Raw genomic sequence first — 18,872 nt, 5'->3', positions numbered from 1 at the left:
CCGACACCACCGCCGAGAGCGGGCCGCGGGCGCAAGGTCTTCAGTCTAGGCGGGGGTACCGACGAGCTCGGACAGGCGCGGCGGACACCTCGTCAGGAAGTGACGGATGTGCCTGTTGTGACGGGATGTGACCCCGTCATGCGACGCACTGTGACCCCGTCATGCGACCAGGAAGATCGCCACCACGATCGCGATGGCCACGACGACCAACCCGATCAGCAGGGCGATCATCACCGCGTTGGAATCCGAGGTACCGGCACCTGAGGCGTTGGCTCCCGATGGATTCCGGGCGGGATGTCGTGGCTGCGAGTATTGCGGCGAGACCTGGTGCGCGGGCGCCGGCTGCTGGTACGGCTGCGGTGCAGCGCCCTGCCCCGGCTGCCGGCCCATCGGCCGCTGCCCGAACGACTGGGGTCCGGCGGATTGGGTGGGCGGTGGGGTCGGGTGCCGCGGCTGCGGCGTCACCGGACCTGCCGGGTGGGAGGTCACCGATGGCCGGGCCGATACCGACGGCGAGTATGCGGAGTGGCCCTGGCGTAGCGCCGATTGCAGCGCGTCGGTGAACTGTCTGCAGGTGGCGAACCTGTCGTCGGCCTCCTTGGCCATGGCCTTGGCGATGACCGAGTCGACTGCGGGCGGCACCGCAGGGACCATCTCGGACAGCCGCGGTACCGGCTTGCTCAGATGTCCGGCGATGACGTCGGCGGTGCCCTCACCCTTGAACGGAACCCGGCCTGCCAGCAGATGAAACGTGGTGGCCGCCAAGGAGTACTGATCTGTTCGGGCATCAACCGGCAGCCCTTTGAGCTGCTCCGGTGAGGCATAGGACAACGTCGCGAGCACCGTTCCGACGACGGTCAAGGATTCCGTCTCATTGGCGGCTTTGGCCACACCGAAGTCGGTCAGCAACACCCGCTGTTCATCGGCATCGGTGGTGTAGCCGCGGTCGATCCCGTCGCCGAACTCGCTCGACTCGTATTCCGACAGCAGGATGTTGGCCGGTTTGATGTCGCGATGCAGTAAGCCGCGCCGATGGGCGTAGTCGAGGCCACGGGCGATCTCACCGGCGATCCGGACGACCCGCTGCGGCGGCAAACCCACCTGCGCGCCGGCCTTCTCTTGCGCCCGCTGCAATTCCTGGGCACAGTCGGTGCCTGCGACGTACTGCATCGAGATCCAGAGCATGCCGTCGTTGCGGCCACGGTTGTAGATCGTGACGATGTTGGGGTGGTCCAGGCCGGCCGCCACCTCGGCCTCGCGCAGAAACCGTTTCCGGAACTGCTCGTCCTCACCGACCTGCTCACCGAGAACCTTGATGGCATCGCTGCGTGGCAGTTCGGGATGTTTGGCCAGGTACACCGCGCCCATGCCGCCACTACCGAGGGCACGCTCCACCCGGTACCCGGCAATCCAGGACCCCGGCTGCAACATGGTGACCCCTCCCACAACTCACGAATTGTCTAGGGCACACCATATAACGAGCTAGCTCGCCGGAATGGGTCCATCGTCGGGCACCGGCTCGACGACATCGACCATTGACGGGAGCAACGGAATCACGGTGAACATGCCCGCCGAGGCATCCCCTGGCAATGCCTCAACCGCCCGGACCCCCGGAGCGGTGGCGACCTGCTCCAGGACGGCGAGCCGATCGCGGACCACCAGACCGATCAGGCAACTGCACCCGGCCCGCAGCCGCGCGGCAGCCACCGCACCGACCTGCTCGGCGCGATCGGTGCCCACCGACCTGACGGTCACCTGCTCGGCACCGATCTGCTCCGACCAGTAGAAAGAATCCTTGGTGTTGCCCGTCGCGGCCCGCACAGTCGGTGTCTGAACTCTGTCGATCTGCACGTTGAAGATGTTCTGCGACAGCAACATCGACGGATATGCCGTACCCAGATCCCAGCCCTGGTCGAGTGAGTTCGCCTCCGACAACGAGATCAGCGCCCACCGGTCGGTGTCGGGTCCGGACAACGACTCCTCGGCGCGGGCCAGGTAGCCGGCGACCTGCTCCCCGTTGTCGGGGCCCAGGACGTCATCGGTGACGAGGGGCTTCGGGACCGGATTGACCACACCGACCACATACAGGCCGGCCACCAGCACCACGATCGCGGCCAACAGGCCAAGTGCGGTGCGGACGGCCGAACTCATGACTAACCGGCCCGGAGAATGTCCAGCGCATGCTGCAGATCCGCCGGATAAGGACTCGTGAACTCCACCTGTCGACCGTCAGCCGGATGAGCGAACGACAACGCCCTGGCGTGCAGCCACTGCCGCTCCAGCCCGAGCCTGCCTGCCAGCACCGGATCGGCGCCGTACGTGATGTCGCCGCAGCAGGGATGGTGCAGGGCCGAGAAATGCACGCGGATCTGGTGTGTGCGGCCGGTTTCCAGGTGCACATCGAGAAGGCTTGCCGACCGGAACATCTCGACGGTGTCGTAGTGGGTGATGCTGTGTTTGCCCGAGGCCGAGACCGTGAACTTCCAGTCGTTTCCGCGGCTTCGGCCGATCGGGGCGTCGATCGTCCCACTGCGCGGATCCGGATGTCCCTGGACCACAGCGTGATAGCGCTTGTCGACGGTCCGCTGCTTGAAGGCCCGCTTGAGCGAGGTGTACGCGCGTTCGGAGGTGGCGACCACCATCACGCCCGAGGTACCCACGTCCAGCCGGTGCACGATGCCCTGCCGTTCATGGGCTCCCGACGTCGAGATACGAAATCCTGCCGCCGCCAGACCACCGATGACGGTCGGTCCGGTCCACCCGACCGATGCGTGGGCCGCGACCCCGACCGGCTTGTCGACCACCACGATGTCGTCGTCGGAATAGATGATCTCCATGCCTTCGACCGGTTGTGCCTCGATGGTCAGGACCCGCGCCGGTGCAGGCAGCACCACTTCGAGCCATTGACCACCGACCAGCTTGTGGGACTTTCCGACCGGCGCGCCCTCGACGCTGATGTCACCGTCGTCGGCGAGTGTGGCCGCAACCGTCCGCGACAATCCGAGCATCCGGGCGACGCCGGCATCGGCTCGCATTCCGTCGAGACCGTCCGGGATCGGCATGGACCGTGATTCCCGGGTCATGCGTCGCGGCCGTTCTCAGTTGGATCATCCGTGCTCACGTTGTCGTTCACTGCCTTTGTTGTTGTCGAGGTGTCTGGATCGTCGTCACGGTGGTCGTTGTCGGGGTGGTCGTTGTCACGGTGGTCGGCGGCGCGGGTTCCGTCGAACTCGAACCCGAAGAGGGTCAGACCCACCAGGAGGACGGCGCCACAGACCACCGCCGAGTCGGCGACGTTGAACACCGGCCACCATCCGACCGACACGAAGTCGACGACGTGCCCTCGGAGTACGCCGGGCGACCGGAACATGCGGTCGATCAGGTTGCCGACGGCGCCACCGAGCACCAACCCGAGACCGACGGCCCACCACACCGAACCGAGCCTGCTGCTGTACCGCACGATCCCGACCACAACGGCAAGCGCGACGATCGTCAGGATCCACGTGTAACCGGTGGCCATCGAGAAGGCCGCGCCACTGTTGCGGACCAGTTTGAAGGTGACCGTGTCGCCGATGATCTCGATCGGATCACCGGGTTCGATCACCGCGACCGCGATGATCTTCGTCACGAGGTCGGCGATCAGGATCACGACGGCGACGATCACCAGGGTCACCCAGACCTTGGGCCGGGCCGGTTGCGGGGTTACGTCAGCGGTCGAATCGCCGGCTGACTGGGGGGTGGGCTCGCTTGTCACCTGTCCATCATCCATGAGCGACTCGATACGCTGGCGGCCGTGTCCTCTCCTGCTCCGCTCCGGTCATCGACCCGAGTCCGATTTCTGCCGATTCCCCACCTTCCCCGGTTGTCGCGACCGGTCGGATCCCTCGCCGCGGCCCTGATCCTGACCGTCGGCCTGGCCGGATGTGGATCGGACGGCGAAAACACCCCTCCTCCCGCACCGACGGGATGCGCCACCGATAGCACCGCCGGTTCAACGGACGCGGCCCTGCTACCGGTCCCGCCCGCGCAGGTCACCCTGGAAACCGCAGGTGGCGAGCCCCTCGAGGCTGCTCTGAGCGCGTTCGACCGGGCCAGCGCGCAGCCTGCCAAGCTCGTGACGACGTCGACGTTCGCCTCCCCGGACGGCGAGGGCGCCGCGTCGTCGGCGACCACGGTCGACCTACCGATGACCGCCCGCGTCAACTGCACCGATGCCACCGACATCGACCTGCAGATCGGTGCCGCCGGTTCCCCCGACACCGCACTGAACGAAGCACTCAAAGCCCAGGACGGCTCCCGGGCCGGCATGAGCATCGGTACAGGTATGGCACCCATCTCACTTCGGATCCTGCCGGGCAAGGATGCGGACGACAACGCACGTCAGGCGGTCGAGGAATCACTCGTCTCCACTTTCCAGCGGTCCGTAACCCTGCCCACCGAGCCGATAGGTGTCGGGGCACGGTGGGAGGCCGTCCGGACCGTCAACGCCGGAGCCAGTGTGCGCCAGACGATCAATGCAACACTCACCGCGCGTGAGGGTGACCGGCTGACGATCGAGTTCACCATCGACGAATCACCGAACAACTCGGCGTTCCGGCTTCCCGACGGCGGCACCCTGAACATCGAGAGCTATTCGATGACCGGCGGCGGAACGGTTGTCATCGATCTGACCCGGGGTGTGCCCGTCTCCGGTCAGATGAATATTTCTGGTGGTCGCACCCTGGTCGGCGGCGATGGAACCCAGTTCCGGCAGCTCCTCGGTTTCAACTCGACGTGGTCGCAGTAGCGCTGATCGCCGCACGACCCAGCACACACAGCAGCACCGGCGCCGATCGCGAGATATTCGCGTTCGGCGCCGGTGCTGGATTTGTATCTGTTGTCGTCCCGATCGCTCAGGTCAACGTGTGTCCTAGCTGGTGGCCGGGCACATCGGGCTGGTCTCGTTGGCAGCCGACAGGAGCAGGCAGACCGTGGTCGAGGACAGCTTCCAGGTGCCCTGATCGAAGACGATCAAAGCCTCGAGCTGCTGCTCCGGGGTGTCCGGGAGCTTGACCTTGACGTTGGCCTTGGCCTGGTCCTTGCCCGCGGGACGGACCGGGGCAACGATCTGGTAGTCCAGGTCCGGGTTGGCCTGGGCGGCCTCGACCAGCTTGTCGAAGAGTCCGGGATCCTTGTCGGAGTTCTGCACCAGCTTGGTCTTCTCGCTGGCAGGCACATTCGGATTCAGCGCCGTCTCCAGCATGGTGTTGAGCTGCGCGGCGGTCGGCGGCTTGCTGGAGTCGGTCAGCCCGCCCTCGCCCGGGGCCTCAGAACTGACAGACGACGTAGTCGTGGTGGTGGTGGGCGAGCCGCCGTCGTCGTCGGAGCAGGCAGCAATGGACAGGAAGGCGCATACTGCGACTCCGGCGGTCACGAACTTACGAAGCTTCAAAATCCGTCCTTCTCATTTCACAACCGGTCACCGCAAGTGACAGGTGCATCTGGTCGTTTGGGCCAAATCGGCATCGGTCTCGACCCACTATGCCAAATGCTTCCGGATTTGACCCGTACGGTCGGGGAGTCAAAGCTGGCCTGCATGGCGTACAAGCAGGCAGTGGTGTCGATTCTCACCACCGGCGGGACCATCGCGAGTCGCCGCTTCGCCGACGGAGCGCGTCCGGATGTCGGTGGTGCCGAACTCATTGCGACGGCAGCACCGGACGAGACCGAACTGCGGGTCCGCGACGTGGTGCAGGTCGATTCCGGGGCACTGCTCCCCACCGATCAGGATGCGATCCGGCAGGCGGTGGCATCCGAACTCGCCGATCCTGACGTGAGCGGGGTTGTGGTCACACACGGCACCGACACCATGGAAGAGACCGCAATGCTCCTCGACCTGATGCACGCCGACCCGCGGCCGGTTGTCGTGACCGGCGCGCAACTACCCGCGGACTCCCCCGATGCCGACGGTCCGGCCAATATCGACGCGGCCATCGCAATGGCCCTCGACCCCGCTTTGCGCGGGCGGGGAGTCCTGATCGCCATGGGCGGCGAGGTGGTCGCTGCACGCGGCGCGTCCAAGTTCGACACCCGAACGCTGATGCCGTTCCGGCAGGTTCATCCGGGGCTACCCCGTCGGCTGGTGCCAACCGCGACGATCGCCGGTGTCCGGGTCGACATCATCGCCCTCTATCCGGGCGTCGATCCACAGATTCTCGACTGGGCCGCCGATGTCGGCGCCGCCGCAATTGTGCTGTCGGCCAGCGGTTCCGGGAACACCCATTCCGAAGTGGTCGCGGCCGTCGGTCGGGTGATCAAACGCGGTCTGCCGGTGATCGTGTGTTCGCGGGTCCCGCTCGGTGAGGTGGTGCCACTCTACGGGGGCGGTGGTGGCGCAATCGATCTGATCAAGCGTGGCGCCGTGATCTCGCCATGGCTTCGCGCGTCCCAGGCACGAATCGCGGTGCAGGCGATACTCGCCGGAGGCGGTGGCCGAGAGGAGATCTCCGACTTCTTTGCCACCGTCTGAACCACAGCCGGTCAACCGGGCATCTTCAGAGCACGGCTTGGGTCTGCGTGACCTTCCCGATGAGCTTCCCGGCATCGTCATGGATTTCCGTTTCGACCACGATGAATCTGCTTCCGGCGTGCAACGGTGTCGCCGACGCGATGGCATGCCCCGACCGCACGGCGCGCAGGAAGTTCGTCTTCGATTCGACCGTGGTCGTGCCCGCTTTCCCCGCGGGCAGATTCAGGTAGGCGCAGACCGCGGCCGTGGCATCGGCCAGCGACATCAGTGCCCCGCCGTGGAGCGCTCCGCCCAGCGTGCACAGGCTCTCGTCCCATGCCAGCCGGCTGCGAACCAGATTCGGACCGTGCTCGAGCACCTCGATCCCCAGCTTCTCGGTGAACGGCATCGTCGTATGGAACAGCTGGGTTCCCTCGGTATCGATCATGGCCACCAGCGTGCACCCGGCAGGTGCACACAGTCCATTACCTGCCGGGTAATGCTGTGTGTGTGCTCGGCATGGAGTCATCGACCGAAACCGGATGCACTCGTTCGGCGTTCAGTCCTCCTCGTGCACCGGACGCAGATACTCATCCGGCCAGTCGAGGCTGAGCAGCGAATCGGCACTGTCCAGTTCGGGATCGTCGAGGGAGAACGTGTGGGCGAATCCCGGACCAGTGGCCCGGGTTTCGAATCGGATCGTCACCCGGCCGTGGCCGCTGCCCTGTACCCAGCCGTAGCCGTGCTGCCGGTGGTGGACGTCATCGCCGGTGGTCCAGCGCAGCCGGTCGGCGTCCGGAGTGCGCCCGCCGGGATAGGATTCTTCCGCCGACGTCGCATCACCCTCGCCAGACTCGGGCCCGGCGAACTCGTCCAATTCCGGGAACATCGAAAACTGTTGCACCGCCGTCAAACCGGAGTATCCGACGCCGACCAGGCGGATCGGTCCGATCTCCTGCGGGTCGAGCACGAGACGTTGGGCAGCTGCGGCGAGGACCGGAAACTCTGTGGTGGCCGCGGTCAGCGTGCTCGACCGGGTGAGTACCGACATGTCGGACTTCTTGAGTTTGACCACCACCGTGCGTGATCCACGTCCATCGGCGAGCAGCCGGCGATGGGCCGAGGCCGCGGACCGTTCCACCGCACCACGTAGTTTCACCAGATCCGTGATGTCCTCGGCGAATGTCGATTCGGCGCTGATCTGTTTGGCCGAGGCCCGCTCGGCGACGGGCCGGTCGTCGACACCCTGCGCAAGCAGGTGCAGTCCGGGACCAACCGTGGCGCCCAGCACCGACGAGACCTCCATCGACGACATTGCCGCCAGGTCACCGATCGTGTCGATACCCAAGCGCTGCAACCGTTCTCCGGCGACCGGCCCGATCCCCCACAGTTTGCGCACCGACAATCGGGCCAGGAACTCCCGTTGCTCGTCGGGGCGGACGACCACCACGCCGTCGGGTTTGGCCATGCCGGACGCGATCTTGGCGATCTGCTTACCGGTTCCGAAACCGACGGATGCGGCCAGGCCGACCTCGTCGCTGATCCGCTTCCGCAGTCGCTGCGCGAACGCTTCCGCGGCGGCGGCATCGGCCCCGGCCAGTTCGGCGGGCTCCCCGAATGCCTCGTCGAACGAGAGGGTTTCGATCACCGGGATCATCTCGCGCATCAGGCCGAACACCCGCCTGCTCACCGCGCCGTACACGGACCCCCGCGGCGGCAACACCACCGCACCGGCGCCGACCAGCCTGCGGGCCTGATGCATCGGCATCGCCGAGCGCGCACCGAATACCCGAGCCTCATAGCTCGCGCCTGCGACCACGCCCCGCCCGCCCATGCCGCCGACCATCACCGGCCGCCCGCGCAATGTCGGCCGGGTGAGCTGCTCGACCGAGGCGAAGAAGGCATCCATGTCGATGTGCATCACCCACCGGGAACTGCTGCTCCCGCCCTGTTGTTGCACACCGGCAATCGTATGCCCCGGCCACGACACCAGAACCGACGCGGGCGTCAGGAAGTGGCGCGCAACTCAAAGACCGGAATGATCCTTCCCGCGGCCACCAGCTCGTCATCGGAGGAGTCCGCGCTGATCTTGACCGGCATCAACGAGGCGACTTCCCACCCCCAGCGCTTCAGGTACGGACGCAGCAGCGTGGGCTTGTCCACGGCGTCGACTTCCGAGACCGAGTACGTGGTCGCGGTCCGGCCACCGCGCAGTGTGCAGGTGCCTGCCGCCCGTACGTTGCGGGCCCATTGGGTCTCGCCCCGCGCTCCGATCAGATAGGTGCGACCTTCGATCCGCAGCGGGTTGACCGGGATTCGTTGCAGATTGCCCGAAACCCGGCCGCGCACCTCGAGCGTGCGCGCCCCGGCGAGCGTGATCCCGCGGTCGGCCAGCCACGAGACGATGCCGTTGAAGAAGTGCACGCCCTTGCCTGGCTGGTTGTAATGCGTGATTGCGGTCATGACCTGCTCCTCCACTTGTTTTAGAGAGCACTGCTCTCGCTTGATGTCGAGTGTGCACCACTGCGGCGACAATTGCAAGAGCACTGCTCTCAGTTGTGGCAGGATGAGGGTATGACCGACAAGCTGACACCACGTGCGCAGGCCCGGATACAGACGAACCAGCGCATCCTCGAGGTGGGCCGCGAGCATCTCGCGAAATATGGCGCGGCAGCGCTGTCATTGCGGGCGATCGCCCGGGAACTCGATCTGGTGTCTTCGGCGGTGTACCGATACGTCGCAAGCCGCGACGACCTGCTGACGATCTTGGTGGTCGACGCGTACACCGAACTCGCCGAGAAGGTCGGCGCCGCGCACAACACCGCACCCTCCGACGACCCGAGAGAACAGATCCGGCGCAGCTGCATGGCATTCCACGACTGGGCGGTCGCCGAACCCGCACGGTACGCACTGCTCTACGGCAGCCCGGTCCCCGGCTATCAGGCACCGGCAGAGAAGACCACCGAACCCGGGACGCGGGTTGTCGCACTATTGATGCGCACCATCCTCGACGCCGCCGCGTCAGGCCGGATCGCGCCGCAACCCTCGTCTATCGAGTCGAATGTCAGCGCCGTCTTCGACGGCATCCGAGAAGAGTTCGGCCTTGATCTCGACGACCGCCACCTCCACAGCGCAATAGCCCTGTGGGCAGGCACCGTCGGCCTGACAAGCCTGGAGGTATTCGGTCAGTTCGGCGTCGAGTCACCCACCGACATGCAGCGGTTGTTCGCACTGCAGATCGATGGGCTCCTCGATCGGATCGGACTGATACCGGCTCCAATGACCTAGCCGGCCTTGGTGACCGTCGCCTGGACTCCGTCGCCGAGTTCGACCCACTCCCCCGATGCGGCTTCCTTACGCCCGTCGACCAACGTCAGATCCACGGCCAGGATCTCGCCTGCGATGAGATCGGCGTGCCGCCTCGCCCACTCGAGGTGCTCGGCAGGCACCGCCAGGACAACCTTGATCCGGTCGGAGACATCCAGGCCTGCGCTGCGACGCGCTTCCTGCAGTTCCCGGATCCGGTCCTTGGCCCAGCCCTCGGCTTCGAGTTCTTCGGTGACCGTGGTGTCGAGTACCACGAGCCCGTTGCCCGACGGCAGCTCCGCAGTCGATTCCGGCTTGACCGCAACGAGTTTGCGGGTGAACTCACCTTCGAGCAATTCGATACCGTCGGCACTGACCACCTCGGCGCCGTCGCGTTCGGTGATGGTGACGTTCCCGGACTTGACGGCCTTGATGACCCGCTGGACGTCCTTGCCCAGGCGCGGACCGGCCACCCGGGCATTCACGGACAACTCCACCTTGCCGTACTGATCCGCATCGTCGGTCAGGTTCACCGACTTCACGTTCATCTCGTCGGCGATGAGATCGGTGTACGGAGCCAGCCGCAGCGCATCGGGCGAGGCAATGGTCAACGCAGGCAACGGAAGTCGAACCCGCAACTTGTTGGCCTTGCGCAGGCTCGATGCCACCGAACAGACCGACTGCACGTCGTCCATCGCCGCGACCAGTTCCGGATCAGCGGGGAGTTCGTCCTCGGCGGGCCAATCGGTCAGATGCACCGACCGCTCGCCGGTCAGCCCACGCCAGATCGCCTCGGTGGTCAGCGGCAGCAGCGGCGCAGCCAGTCGGCAGGCCACCTCCAGTGCCGTGTACAGCGTGTCGAACGCCTCCGGCGCCTCGTCCTGACCGGCCCAGAAACGCGAACGCGACCGGCGCACATACCAATTGGTCAGCGCTTCACAGAAGTTCCGGAACTCGTCACAGGCACCGGCGACGTCGTAGGTCTCCATCTGCTCGGTCATCGCATCGCGGGTGGCCGCAGCCTTCGCCAGGATGTACCGATCGAGCACGTTGGTGGACGCGGTGCTCCACTGCGCGGGCCGCTCGGCGTACAACTGCAAGAAGCTATAGGCATTCCACAACGGCAGCAATGCCTGCCGGACGCCTTCCCGGATCCCACGCTCGGTGACAACCAGATTGCCGCCGCGCAGGATCGGAGAAGCCATCAGGAACCACCGCATGGCGTCGCTGCCATCCCGGTCGAACACCTCGTTCACATCGGGGTAGTTCCGCTTGGACTTCGACATCTTCTGGCCGTCGTCGCCGAGCACGATGCCGTGTGCGGCCACGGTCCGGAATGCCGGACGATCGAACAGTGCAGTCGAGAGCACGTGCAGGTTGTAGAACCAGCCGCGTGTCTGCCCGTTGTATTCGACGATGAAATCGCCTGGGCTGTGGCCTGGTTCGGTGTCGGTGCCCTCGAACCAGTCGGTGTTCTCGAAGGGGTAGTGCACCTGGGCGAACGGCATCGATCCGGATTCGAACCAGCAGTCCAGGACCTCGGGCACGCGGCGCATGGTCGAGCGCCCGGTCGGGTCGTCGGGGTTGGGGCGGGTCAGGTCGTCGATGTACGGCCGGTGCAGGTTGTCCGGGCGGACACCGAAATCGCGTTCGAGTTCGTCGAGGCTGCCGTAGACATCGGTGCGCGGGTATTCGGGGTCGTCGGAGACCCACACCGGGATCGGCGCACCCCAGTAGCGGTTGCGGCTGATGTTCCAGTCCCGCGCCCCTTCGAGCCATTTGCCGAACTGGCCGTCGCGGATGTGTTCCGGGGACCATTCGATCTGCTTGTTCAGCTCCACCATCCGGTCACGGAAGGTGGTCACGGCGACGAACCACGACGGAACGGCCATGTAGATCAACGGTTTTCCGGATCGCCACGAATGTGGGTAGGAGTGCTCGATCGTGTCATGGCGCACGATCTTGCCTGCCGTCTTGAGGTCTTTGATGATCATCGGGTTGGCATCGAAGACCATCTGCCCCTCGTAGGGCGGGACCATCGAGGTGAAACGGCCACCCGGATCGAGCGGTTGCACGACCTCGATCCCGGCGGCCGTGGCCAGCTCCATGTCCTCTTCGCCGAAAGCCGGTGCCAGATGGACGATTCCGGTTCCACTCTCGGTGGTGACGTAGTTGCCCAACAGGATCCGATGGGCGCCTTCGTGCCCGACGAAGAAATCGAAGGGCGGCCGGTACCTGATGTTCTCGAGCTGCGAGCCGGTGTAGGTGCCGAGTACCTCTGGGTCCGAACCCAATTCACGCGCGTAGCTGCCGAGCAGCGCGCTGGCGAGCAGGTACTCCTGCCCGTCCTCGCCGCGAACGTGGCTGTACTCGGTGTCGGGATGGACGGCCATCGCCAGGTTCGAGGGCAGGGTCCAGGGCGTGGTGGTCCAGATCAGGGCGTTCACGCCGTCGAGCTCGGCAGGGCCGGAGTCCTTGGTTGTCAGGGGCATCCGCACGGTCAGTGCGGGATCCTGACGCATCCGGTAGGCGTCGTCGAGCTTGCTCTCCTGATTGGACAGCGGTGTCTGCTCATACCAGGAGTACGGCAGCACGCGGTAGCCCTGGTAGACCAAGCCCTTGTCGTGCAGTGTCTTGAATGCCCACATGACCGACTCCATGAAGTCGATGTCGAGGGTCTTGTAGTCGTTGTCGAAGTCGACCCAACGCGCCTGGCGGGTGACGTACTCGCGCCATTCATCGGTATACCGCAGCACCGACGAGTGACAGTAGTCGTTGAACTTCGCCACGCCCATGGTCTCGATCTGGGCCTTGTCGGTGATCCCGAGTTGCCGCTCGGCCTCGAGTTCGGCAGGCAGGCCGTGTGTATCCCAACCGAACCGGCGATCGACCTTTTTGCCGCGCATGGTCTGGAAGCGCGGCACGAGATCTTTGACGTAGCCGGTCAGCAGATGGCCGTAGTGGGGCAGGCCGTTGGCGAAGGGCGGTCCATCGTAGAAAACGAATTCCGGCGCGTCCGCCCGGTTGTCGATCGATGCCCGGAAGGTGTCATCGGACTTCCAGTAATCGAGCACCCGCTCCTCGACCTCGGGAAATGAGGGCGCTCCGCTGCGGGTGCCGCCTGCGAGATCAACCAACGGGTACACCCGCCCGGTTGCATTCTGTCCCGCCGATTCCTGTCCCGAAGAACCCTGCGCTGCCGATTCGTGTGAACTCACTACCGTCTCCTCGTGCTCTGGCGTATCAGCCGGCACGGGGACGAACCGATGGTTTCATCGGCCGCGGTACCACCCCGCTTGCGCCTCGAATCGGCGCCACTCCATCGATTGACCGGCACACTCCTGCCGGTAGTCGCCGAGGCTTTGACGGACCTCATCCGCCCGGTTCTACTGAGGACCTCGCGGTCCCGTTCTTCCGGGTGCTCCCCGGTGATGGCCGGATCAATGCGTCTTCAAGTCTAACGTGGTTTGTCCAGAAAGATTTCTTCGGTCGGCGGATCATCATCCCGACCGTGTTTCGATATCCGAGGGATCACACCGGTGTCGGCGTCAGATCCTGCGTCATTGCCGCCCGCATTGCGGGTCTGGCCCTCGGACGAGTCGCCGGCTGCGGGATCTTCCTCATGTTCCGCCGTGGCGGACCAATCCCCAGCCTGCTCCTGATCCGAGGTCCCGACCTCGTCATCACTCACATCACCGTCGGCGGTGTCGCTGCCGGTAGCGCCACGGTCAGCATCGCTGCTGTCGGGGCCATCCGCGTCGGTTCGGGTTGAAGCAGAAGAACTCCGCCCCAGTCCGAGTAGGTCGGCAATCAGAAATCCGACGCCGATCACGCAGACGACCACACAGGCAATCGCCAACCAGAGAACACCACTGAGCAAAGCCGCCACCAGTAGGACAAATCCCACCAGGGTGGCCGACAGCGCCAAAACCAACACTTTGAAGCGTCCTGGTTACCCGGTCGCGTCAGTTACTCGGCTTGGAGAATCCGCCCGTGTTGGTGAAGCCGCCATTGCCCGGATCGGACGAGAACGCATCACCACCGCGTGCATTGTCGACCGGTGCCGCACTGCCCCGTTGCTGCAGCTCTTCGAGCTGCGACTCCAGGTAGGTCTTGAGCCGGGTCCGGTACTCGCGCTCAAAGGTCTTGAGCTGCTCGATCCGGCCTTCCAGCACCGTGCGCTGCTGGTTGATGGTGCCCATGATCTCGGTGTGCTTGCGCTCGGCATCCGCCTGCAGGGCAGCTGCCTTCTCCTGAGCCTGACGCGTCTGCGTCTCGGCGCGGGTCTGCGAATCGGCGAGGATGGCCTCGGAGCGCTGACGCGCGTCGCTCAGCATCGCCTCGGACTTCGATCGGGCATCGCCGACCAGCGCATCTGCGCGGGCGCGGGCGTCGGCCACCATCGACTCGGACTCACTACGAGCATTGTTGGTGAGTCGATCGGCGGTCTCCTGAGCCAGACCCAGCACTCGGGCGGCCCGGACGCTCTGGTCGTCGTTCTGCGGTGCCGCCGGCGGCGCTGCCTCGGGGGCCGGAGCCGCCGGTTGTGCTGCCGCAAACGCCTGCGTGGCAGGTTCTGGAGTCGGTGCCGGCGCGTTCTTGGCCGCAGTGACCTCGCCCTCGAGCTCTTCAACCCGCTGTTTCAGGTCAGTGTTCTCTTCGATCAAACGCGCCAGCTCGGCTTCGACGAAGTCGAGGAACTGATCTACCTCGTCCTCGTTGTAGCCGCGTTTGCCGATCGGCGGTTTGCTGAACGCGACGTTGTGCACATCAGCTGGTGTCAGCCGCATTGGTCGGTCCCCTTATACCTTGTGTCGAACTTCGGTCTTCTACTTATCGGGCAGATGCTGGCTCAGCGTGTCCGCCAAACCGTGAGCGTCCTTCATATTATTCACGATATGCACACAGGCTGTAACTGGCGTCCATCCTGTCACACTAGAACCGTTCGTTGCACCCTATGGATGCCATGTCGAAATCAAACAGCGGTCAAAACGCACCATTTAGAACGGCGCGCCGTGAATCCGTGACCCGTTTGTTATCAACCTACTCGATACTAGTGCGTCCCACGCCAGTCGAGGTGATCCGGAGCGTCATCGCCCTGTTCACGCGGAGTGTCTCAGAGTGTCTGCGCCGCCCACGCACCGCAGATCCCCCGCGAATTCGGCGGGTGGATACGAGTGTTCGGGCAAAAGAATCCGGGCGGGCCGAACTATCCGGCAACCACGGTCATCGCTATCAACACCAGGATCATCGTGATCATCAGGGACAGGTCCAGACGGACCGGACCGAGCGGGATGGGCGGAAGGATGCGCCGCAACGTCTTGATCGGCGGATCGGTGGATGTGAAGACACCCTCGATGACCACAACCGAGGCGCCGGTCGGGCGCCATTCCCTGGCAAATGTACGGACCAATTCGATCACCAGCCGGCCCAGGAGCAGCAGCCAGTAGATGAAGAGGACGTAGTAAATAATCTCTCGCGCGATCGTCACGCCATAACTCTGCCCGAATTCGCGACGGTTTGGGAAAACCGCAGCACTGGCGGCCTGTTGCCGGTGTCCTACTGGTGGTTGTAGAAGCCGGTCTCGGCGATCTTGCGGCGATCCTCGGCCGAGACGTCGATGTCGGCGGGAGCCAGCAGGAAGACCTTGGTCGCGACCTTGTCGAACGATCCGTGCAGAGCGAACGCAAGTCCGGCCGCAAAATCGACCAGGCGCTTGGCGTCGGCGTTGCTCATGTCGACGAGGTCCATGATGACCGGGCTGCCGTCGCGGAAACGCTCACCGATGGTGCGCGCCTCGGCGTAGCTGCTCGGCCGCAACGTCGTGATCTTGCCGAGTGGATTGTCTTCCTCGAAGACGCGGTCCAACTCGGCGCGGGAATCGAGAGCGAGTGCACCACGAGTGCTCGTGCCGCCACCGACGGTGGTGGTACGCGTGGCCGCAGGCCGGGTGTTGCCGAGCGGCTCGAGACGGGCCGAAGGCCGGGCAGGCGCCGGTGCGGCGGCGTAGCGATCGGCCGATTCGAACTGGGGGCGACGAGCACCGGCGTAGGCGTACTCCGGAGCGCGCTCGTATTCGGCGCCTGCGAACTCGGCCTCGCGGTAGTCACGGTCATCGACCTCGTCACGATACGGACGGGCGGCACCGGCTTCGTCACCGTAGAACGGCTCGCGGTAGTCACCATCGCGGTAGTCGCGCTCATACCGGCGAGCCCGGGCGGGGGCCGGATCCTCCAAGTAGTCGTCTTCGTAGTCTCCGGGCGGGACCATGCCGAAGTACGCCTTGAACTTGTGGATGGTGCTCATCGCATTTCCTCTTTCAGTCGCAGCTTGTACTCGACAATCTTTGTTAGCCATGTTGCTCGTGTTACTCGTGTGACTAACTGTTAGGGCGAGATTACTGGCCGTTGGCCCATGATTGCGGTACCGACACGCACGCATGTCGATCCGTACTTGACAGCGACCTCGAGATCGTCTGACATACCTGCCGACAATTCGGTTGCCGCCGGGTATTGCGTGACAAATCCCTGGTGGATGCGCGCCGCCTGCTCCAGCCACTGTTCCGCCGAACCACCGAGCGGAGCGATCACCATCAGCCCGCACAAGTCGAGATTCACTGATTCGGCGATGGCGTCGGCCAGGCCCGGCAGTTCGTCTGCCGATACCCCTCCGCGTCCCTTGGCCTCGTCGTCATCGAGGCCGATCTGGATGAGGACCTCCAGGGCTCCGGCGCGCGCGCCGTCCTCCCGGGCAGTTCCCACGGCACGGTCGAGTGCCTGGGCGAGTTTGAGACTGTCGACCGAATGCACTCGATCGGCCCAGCGGGCCACCGACTTCGCCTTGTTGCGCTGCAACTGACCGATCATGTGGAACCGCAGATCGTCGCGCCCGGTCGAGGCCCGAACCTGCGCGGCCTTCTCCCCTGCCTCAGGTTCACGCGACTCACCGAACTCGGTGGCGCCTGCGGCAACCAGCAGAAGCACGTCCTGCGCGGGAAAGAACTTGGTCACGGGCAGCAACTGCACCTCCGCCGGTGAGCGATCCGCCGCGAGACAAGCCGCGTCGACACGACTGCGGACACGTGCAAGATTCGCGGCGAGTTCTTCTCCGCGCTCGGATGTCCGGTCAGAGCCCTCAGGCACCGCTGTCCATCCAGATGACAGAAGCGATCCGTCCCGTCGGCGCGCTGCGCCGGTGACTGAACAGGGCCTGGTCTTCGATCGTGCACCGAGGATCCTGCGCGACCGCATTGACCCCGGCCTCCAACAGCTGGCGGCGGATCCCGGCCCGAAGATCGAGCCCGGGAGTGCCCTTGAGCGTCGTGGTGGCGCTGCCGGGCAGGTGCGCCTCGACATCGGCCTGCATGTGCGCGGGTACCTCGTACTGCCGACCACTGGCGGCCGGCCCCATGAATGCACCGATCCTGCTCACCACCGCGCCTGCGGCTTCCATCTCGGCGAGCACCCGCGGAACGATCCCGATCCGCGCGCCGACCCGTCCGGCATGGACCGCCGCGATCACACCCGCCGCCTCATCACTGAGCAGCAACGGAACACAGTCGGCCGAGAGCACGGCCAACGCGAGATCCTTGGTCGTGGTGACCAACGCGTCGGTGGCAGGCACCGGCTCGGACAGCGGACCGTCGACGGTCACCACGTTGCGGCCGTGGATCTGTTCCATCCAGACCACCCGGGAGGCACCGACGCCGATCTCGTCACCGAGTCGGATCCGGTTGCGTGAGACCGCCTCCGGATCGTCACCGACATGATCACCGAGATTGAACGAAGCATAGGGGCCGGTCGAAAAGCCGCCTGCCCGCGAGGTGGTCACCCGCCTGACGCGAAAACCCACTGCCACGCTCAGCGCTTCATGAACGGGGGAACGTCCACCTCATCGTCGGCCTCGTCCATACCGTGGGCCGGACGCGAGGTCTGGCGTCCCTGGCGATCATCGGCGAAGGGGTCTCCGGCAGGAGCCTGCGCGAACAGCGAGTCGCGGCGTTCGGAGTCGGTGCCCTTGGACACGACACCCGAGCGTCCGGATCCCACCGAGGCGCTGCGAGCGGCGACCGTGGCCGCGGACTCGACCGGCTTACGGGCCGGTGATCCACTGTCGAAGCCGGCTGCGATGACCGTGACGCGCACCTCGTCGCCGAGGTTGTCGTCGATCACGGTGCCGAAGATGATGTTGGCGTCGATGTGGGCAGCTTCCTGCACCAGAGTGGCCGCCTCGTTGATCTCGAACAGACCGAGATCGCTGCCACCGGCGATGGAGATGAGCACACCGTGCGCGCCCTCCATCGACGCCTCGAGCAGCGGCGAGTTGATCGCCGACTCGGCGGCCTTGGTGGCACGATTCTCGCCACGCGAGGAACCGATACCCATCAACGCGCTACCGGCATTGCTCATCACACCCTTGACGTCGGCGAAGTCGACGTTGATCAGTCCGGGTGTGGTGATCAGGTCGGTGATGCCCTGAACACCGTTCAGGAGCACCTCGTCGGCACTGCGGAACGCATCCATCAAACTGACGGCGGCATCGCCCATCTGCAGCAGCCGGTCGTTGGGGATGACGATGAGGGTGTCGCACGACTCGCGCAGGGCGGTGATGCCGACCTCGGCCTGGCCTCCGCGGCGCTTACCTTCGAACGAGAACGGACGGGTGACCACACCGACGGTCAGCGCACCGAGCTTGCGCGCAATGCTCGCGACGACAGGTGCGCCACCGGTTCCGGTGCCACCACCCTCTCCGGCGGTGACGAAGACCATGTCGGCGCCCTTGATGAGCTCCTCGATCTCGTCTTTCGCGTCTTCGGCGGCGCGGCGACCGACCTCGGGGTCGGCGCCGGCGCCGAGACCACGGGTGGAGTCGCGACCGACGTCGAGTTTGACGTCGGCATCACTCATCAGCAGGGCCTGGGCATCGGTGTTGATGGCAATGAACTCAACACCTTTGAGTCCCTGTTCGATCATGCGGTTGACGGCATTTACTCCGCCGCCGCCAATACCGACGACCTTGATCACGGCAAGGTAGTTGTGCGGGGGCGTCATGGCGCTCGCCTTCCTTTTGGTCTGTTCGA

19 protein-coding genes are annotated in these 18,872 nt (G+C 65.2%); 3 read left to right on the top strand and 16 right to left on the bottom strand.

Annotation, left to right across the window (positions count from 1 at the left end):
- Nucleotides 1-159 precede the first annotated feature (159 nt).
- From AC56PL_RS06800 to lspA, 4 genes are read right to left on the bottom strand one after another with little or no spacing between them, the layout of a single operon-like run.
- Nucleotides 160-1,431, bottom strand: coding sequence for a protein kinase domain-containing protein (locus AC56PL_RS06800; protein ID WP_495515578.1), 1,272 nt, complete (start codon nt 1,429-1,431; stop codon nt 160-162).
- Between the two features lie 51 nt (nt 1,432-1,482).
- Nucleotides 1,483-2,151 (bottom strand): hypothetical protein, encoded by a 669-nt coding sequence (locus AC56PL_RS06795; RefSeq protein WP_497153314.1) that lies wholly within the window; start codon nt 2,149-2,151, stop codon nt 1,483-1,485.
- 2 nt (nt 2,152-2,153) lie between these two features.
- A complete protein-coding gene (locus AC56PL_RS06790; RefSeq protein WP_495515576.1) occupies nt 2,154-3,083 on the bottom strand; it encodes an RluA family pseudouridine synthase in 930 nt (309 codons plus the stop codon).
- Nucleotides 3,080-3,769 (bottom strand): signal peptidase II, encoded by a 690-nt coding sequence (lspA, locus tag AC56PL_RS06785; RefSeq protein ID WP_495515575.1) that lies wholly within the window; start codon nt 3,767-3,769, stop codon nt 3,080-3,082. Before lspA ends, AC56PL_RS06790 begins: the two co-directional genes overlap by 4 nt.
- Nucleotides 3,770-3,862: 93 nt before the next feature.
- On the opposite strand from lspA, the gene AC56PL_RS06780 reads away from it, so the two are divergent.
- On the top strand, nt 3,863-4,786 hold the full coding sequence (locus AC56PL_RS06780) for a hypothetical protein (RefSeq protein ID WP_497153313.1): 924 nt from the start codon (nt 3,863-3,865) through the stop codon (nt 4,784-4,786).
- Nucleotides 4,787-4,909: 123 nt separating this feature from the next.
- Here the strand turns inward: AC56PL_RS06780 and AC56PL_RS06775 are convergent, their stop codons facing one another.
- Nucleotides 4,910-5,431: a WKL family lipoprotein gene (locus AC56PL_RS06775; protein WP_497153312.1), complete on the bottom strand. Its 522-nt coding sequence runs from the start codon at nt 5,429-5,431 to the stop codon at nt 4,910-4,912.
- Between the two features lie 144 nt (nt 5,432-5,575).
- Between AC56PL_RS06775 and AC56PL_RS06770 the strand changes: the two genes are divergently transcribed.
- Nucleotides 5,576-6,508 carry an asparaginase gene (locus AC56PL_RS06770; protein ID WP_497153311.1) on the top strand — a complete coding sequence of 311 codons (933 nt, stop codon included), beginning with the start codon at nt 5,576-5,578 and terminating at the stop codon, nt 6,506-6,508.
- 25 nt (nt 6,509-6,533) lie between these two features.
- Here the strand turns inward: AC56PL_RS06770 and AC56PL_RS06765 are convergent, their stop codons facing one another.
- The 3 genes from AC56PL_RS06765 to AC56PL_RS06755 form a co-directional block, all read right to left on the bottom strand.
- Nucleotides 6,534-6,935, bottom strand: coding sequence for a hotdog fold thioesterase (locus AC56PL_RS06765; RefSeq protein ID WP_495515571.1), 402 nt, complete (start codon nt 6,933-6,935; stop codon nt 6,534-6,536).
- A gap of 111 nt (nt 6,936-7,046) precedes the next feature.
- Nucleotides 7,047-8,408, bottom strand: coding sequence for a DNA polymerase IV (locus tag AC56PL_RS06760; RefSeq protein ID WP_497153579.1), 1,362 nt, complete (start codon nt 8,406-8,408; stop codon nt 7,047-7,049).
- Between the two features lie 86 nt (nt 8,409-8,494).
- Nucleotides 8,495-8,950 (bottom strand): PNPOx family protein, encoded by a 456-nt coding sequence (locus AC56PL_RS06755; protein WP_495515570.1) that lies wholly within the window; start codon nt 8,948-8,950, stop codon nt 8,495-8,497.
- A 111-nt stretch (nt 8,951-9,061) separates the two neighbouring features.
- On the opposite strand from AC56PL_RS06755, the gene AC56PL_RS06750 reads away from it, so the two are divergent.
- Nucleotides 9,062-9,775: a TetR/AcrR family transcriptional regulator gene (locus AC56PL_RS06750; protein ID WP_497153310.1), complete on the top strand. Its 714-nt coding sequence runs from the start codon at nt 9,062-9,064 to the stop codon at nt 9,773-9,775.
- Here the strand turns inward: AC56PL_RS06750 and ileS are convergent.
- From ileS to ftsZ, 8 genes are all read right to left on the bottom strand, one after another.
- Nucleotides 9,772-13,011 carry an isoleucine--tRNA ligase gene (gene ileS / locus AC56PL_RS06745; RefSeq protein WP_497153309.1) on the bottom strand — a complete coding sequence of 1,080 codons (3,240 nt, stop codon included), beginning with the start codon at nt 13,009-13,011 and terminating at the stop codon, nt 9,772-9,774. The two genes, AC56PL_RS06750 and ileS, sit on opposite strands and share 4 nt — an antisense overlap.
- Nucleotides 13,012-13,250: 239 nt before the next feature.
- Nucleotides 13,251-13,730 (bottom strand): hypothetical protein, encoded by a 480-nt coding sequence (locus AC56PL_RS06740; protein ID WP_497153308.1) that lies wholly within the window; start codon nt 13,728-13,730, stop codon nt 13,251-13,253.
- A 28-nt stretch (nt 13,731-13,758) separates the two neighbouring features.
- The gene (gene wag31, locus AC56PL_RS06735; RefSeq protein WP_495515566.1) at nt 13,759-14,583 is read right to left on the bottom strand and encodes a DivIVA-like cell division protein Wag31; all 825 of its coding nucleotides are present in this window, start codon (nt 14,581-14,583) and stop codon (nt 13,759-13,761) included.
- 419 nt (nt 14,584-15,002) lie between these two features.
- Nucleotides 15,003-15,284: a YggT family protein gene (locus AC56PL_RS06730; RefSeq protein WP_482142073.1), complete on the bottom strand. Its 282-nt coding sequence runs from the start codon at nt 15,282-15,284 to the stop codon at nt 15,003-15,005.
- Nucleotides 15,285-15,352: 68 nt separating this feature from the next.
- The gene (locus AC56PL_RS06725; protein ID WP_497153307.1) at nt 15,353-16,099 is read right to left on the bottom strand and encodes a cell division protein SepF; all 747 of its coding nucleotides are present in this window, start codon (nt 16,097-16,099) and stop codon (nt 15,353-15,355) included.
- An 80-nt stretch (nt 16,100-16,179) separates the two neighbouring features.
- Complete coding sequence (locus AC56PL_RS06720) at nt 16,180-16,935, bottom strand: YggS family pyridoxal phosphate-dependent enzyme (RefSeq protein ID WP_495515564.1); 756 nt, start codon at nt 16,933-16,935, stop codon at nt 16,180-16,182.
- Nucleotides 16,928-17,644 (bottom strand): peptidoglycan editing factor PgeF, encoded by a 717-nt coding sequence (gene pgeF / locus AC56PL_RS06715; protein WP_497153578.1) that lies wholly within the window; start codon nt 17,642-17,644, stop codon nt 16,928-16,930. Before pgeF ends, AC56PL_RS06720 begins: the two co-directional genes overlap by 8 nt.
- An 8-nt stretch (nt 17,645-17,652) precedes the next feature.
- Entirely contained in the window at nt 17,653-18,843 is a 1,191-nt protein-coding gene (gene ftsZ, locus AC56PL_RS06710) for a cell division protein FtsZ (protein ID WP_497153306.1), read from the bottom strand.
- Nucleotides 18,844-18,872: the final 29 nt, after the last annotated feature.

Source organism: Williamsia sp. Y721, from assembly GCF_059683565.1.
Note: the sequence above shows the minus strand (reverse complement) of the source record. Positions and strands in the feature narration are given on the sequence as shown.

Excerpts from the sequence above, each read along its gene's own strand:
- AC56PL_RS06795 (WP_497153314.1), bottom strand. The coding sequence starts at position 2,151 with ATGAGTTCGGCCGTCCGCACCGCACTTGGCCTGTTGGCCGCGATCGTG.
- AC56PL_RS06790 (WP_495515576.1), bottom strand. The coding sequence starts at position 3,083 with ATGACCCGGGAATCACGGTCCATGCCGATCCCGGACGGTCTCGACGGA.
- ftsZ (WP_497153306.1), bottom strand. The coding sequence starts at position 18,843 with ATGACGCCCCCGCACAACTACCTTGCCGTGATCAAGGTCGTCGGTATT.
- lspA (WP_495515575.1), bottom strand. The coding sequence starts at position 3,769 with ATGGATGATGGACAGGTGACAAGCGAGCCCACCCCCCAGTCAGCCGGC.
- AC56PL_RS06800 (WP_495515578.1), bottom strand. The coding sequence starts at position 1,431 with ATGTTGCAGCCGGGGTCCTGGATTGCCGGGTACCGGGTGGAGCGTGCC.
- AC56PL_RS06760 (WP_497153579.1), bottom strand. The coding sequence starts at position 8,408 with ATGCACATCGACATGGATGCCTTCTTCGCCTCGGTCGAGCAGCTCACC.
- AC56PL_RS06755 (WP_495515570.1), bottom strand. The coding sequence starts at position 8,950 with ATGACCGCAATCACGCATTACAACCAGCCAGGCAAGGGCGTGCACTTC.
- AC56PL_RS06725 (WP_497153307.1), bottom strand. The coding sequence starts at position 16,099 with ATGAGCACCATCCACAAGTTCAAGGCGTACTTCGGCATGGTCCCGCCC.
- AC56PL_RS06765 (WP_495515571.1), bottom strand. The coding sequence starts at position 6,935 with ATGATCGATACCGAGGGAACCCAGCTGTTCCATACGACGATGCCGTTC.
- wag31 (WP_495515566.1), bottom strand. The coding sequence starts at position 14,583 with ATGCGGCTGACACCAGCTGATGTGCACAACGTCGCGTTCAGCAAACCG.
- AC56PL_RS06770 (WP_497153311.1), top strand. The coding sequence starts at position 5,576 with ATGGCGTACAAGCAGGCAGTGGTGTCGATTCTCACCACCGGCGGGACC.
- AC56PL_RS06750 (WP_497153310.1), top strand. The coding sequence starts at position 9,062 with ATGACCGACAAGCTGACACCACGTGCGCAGGCCCGGATACAGACGAAC.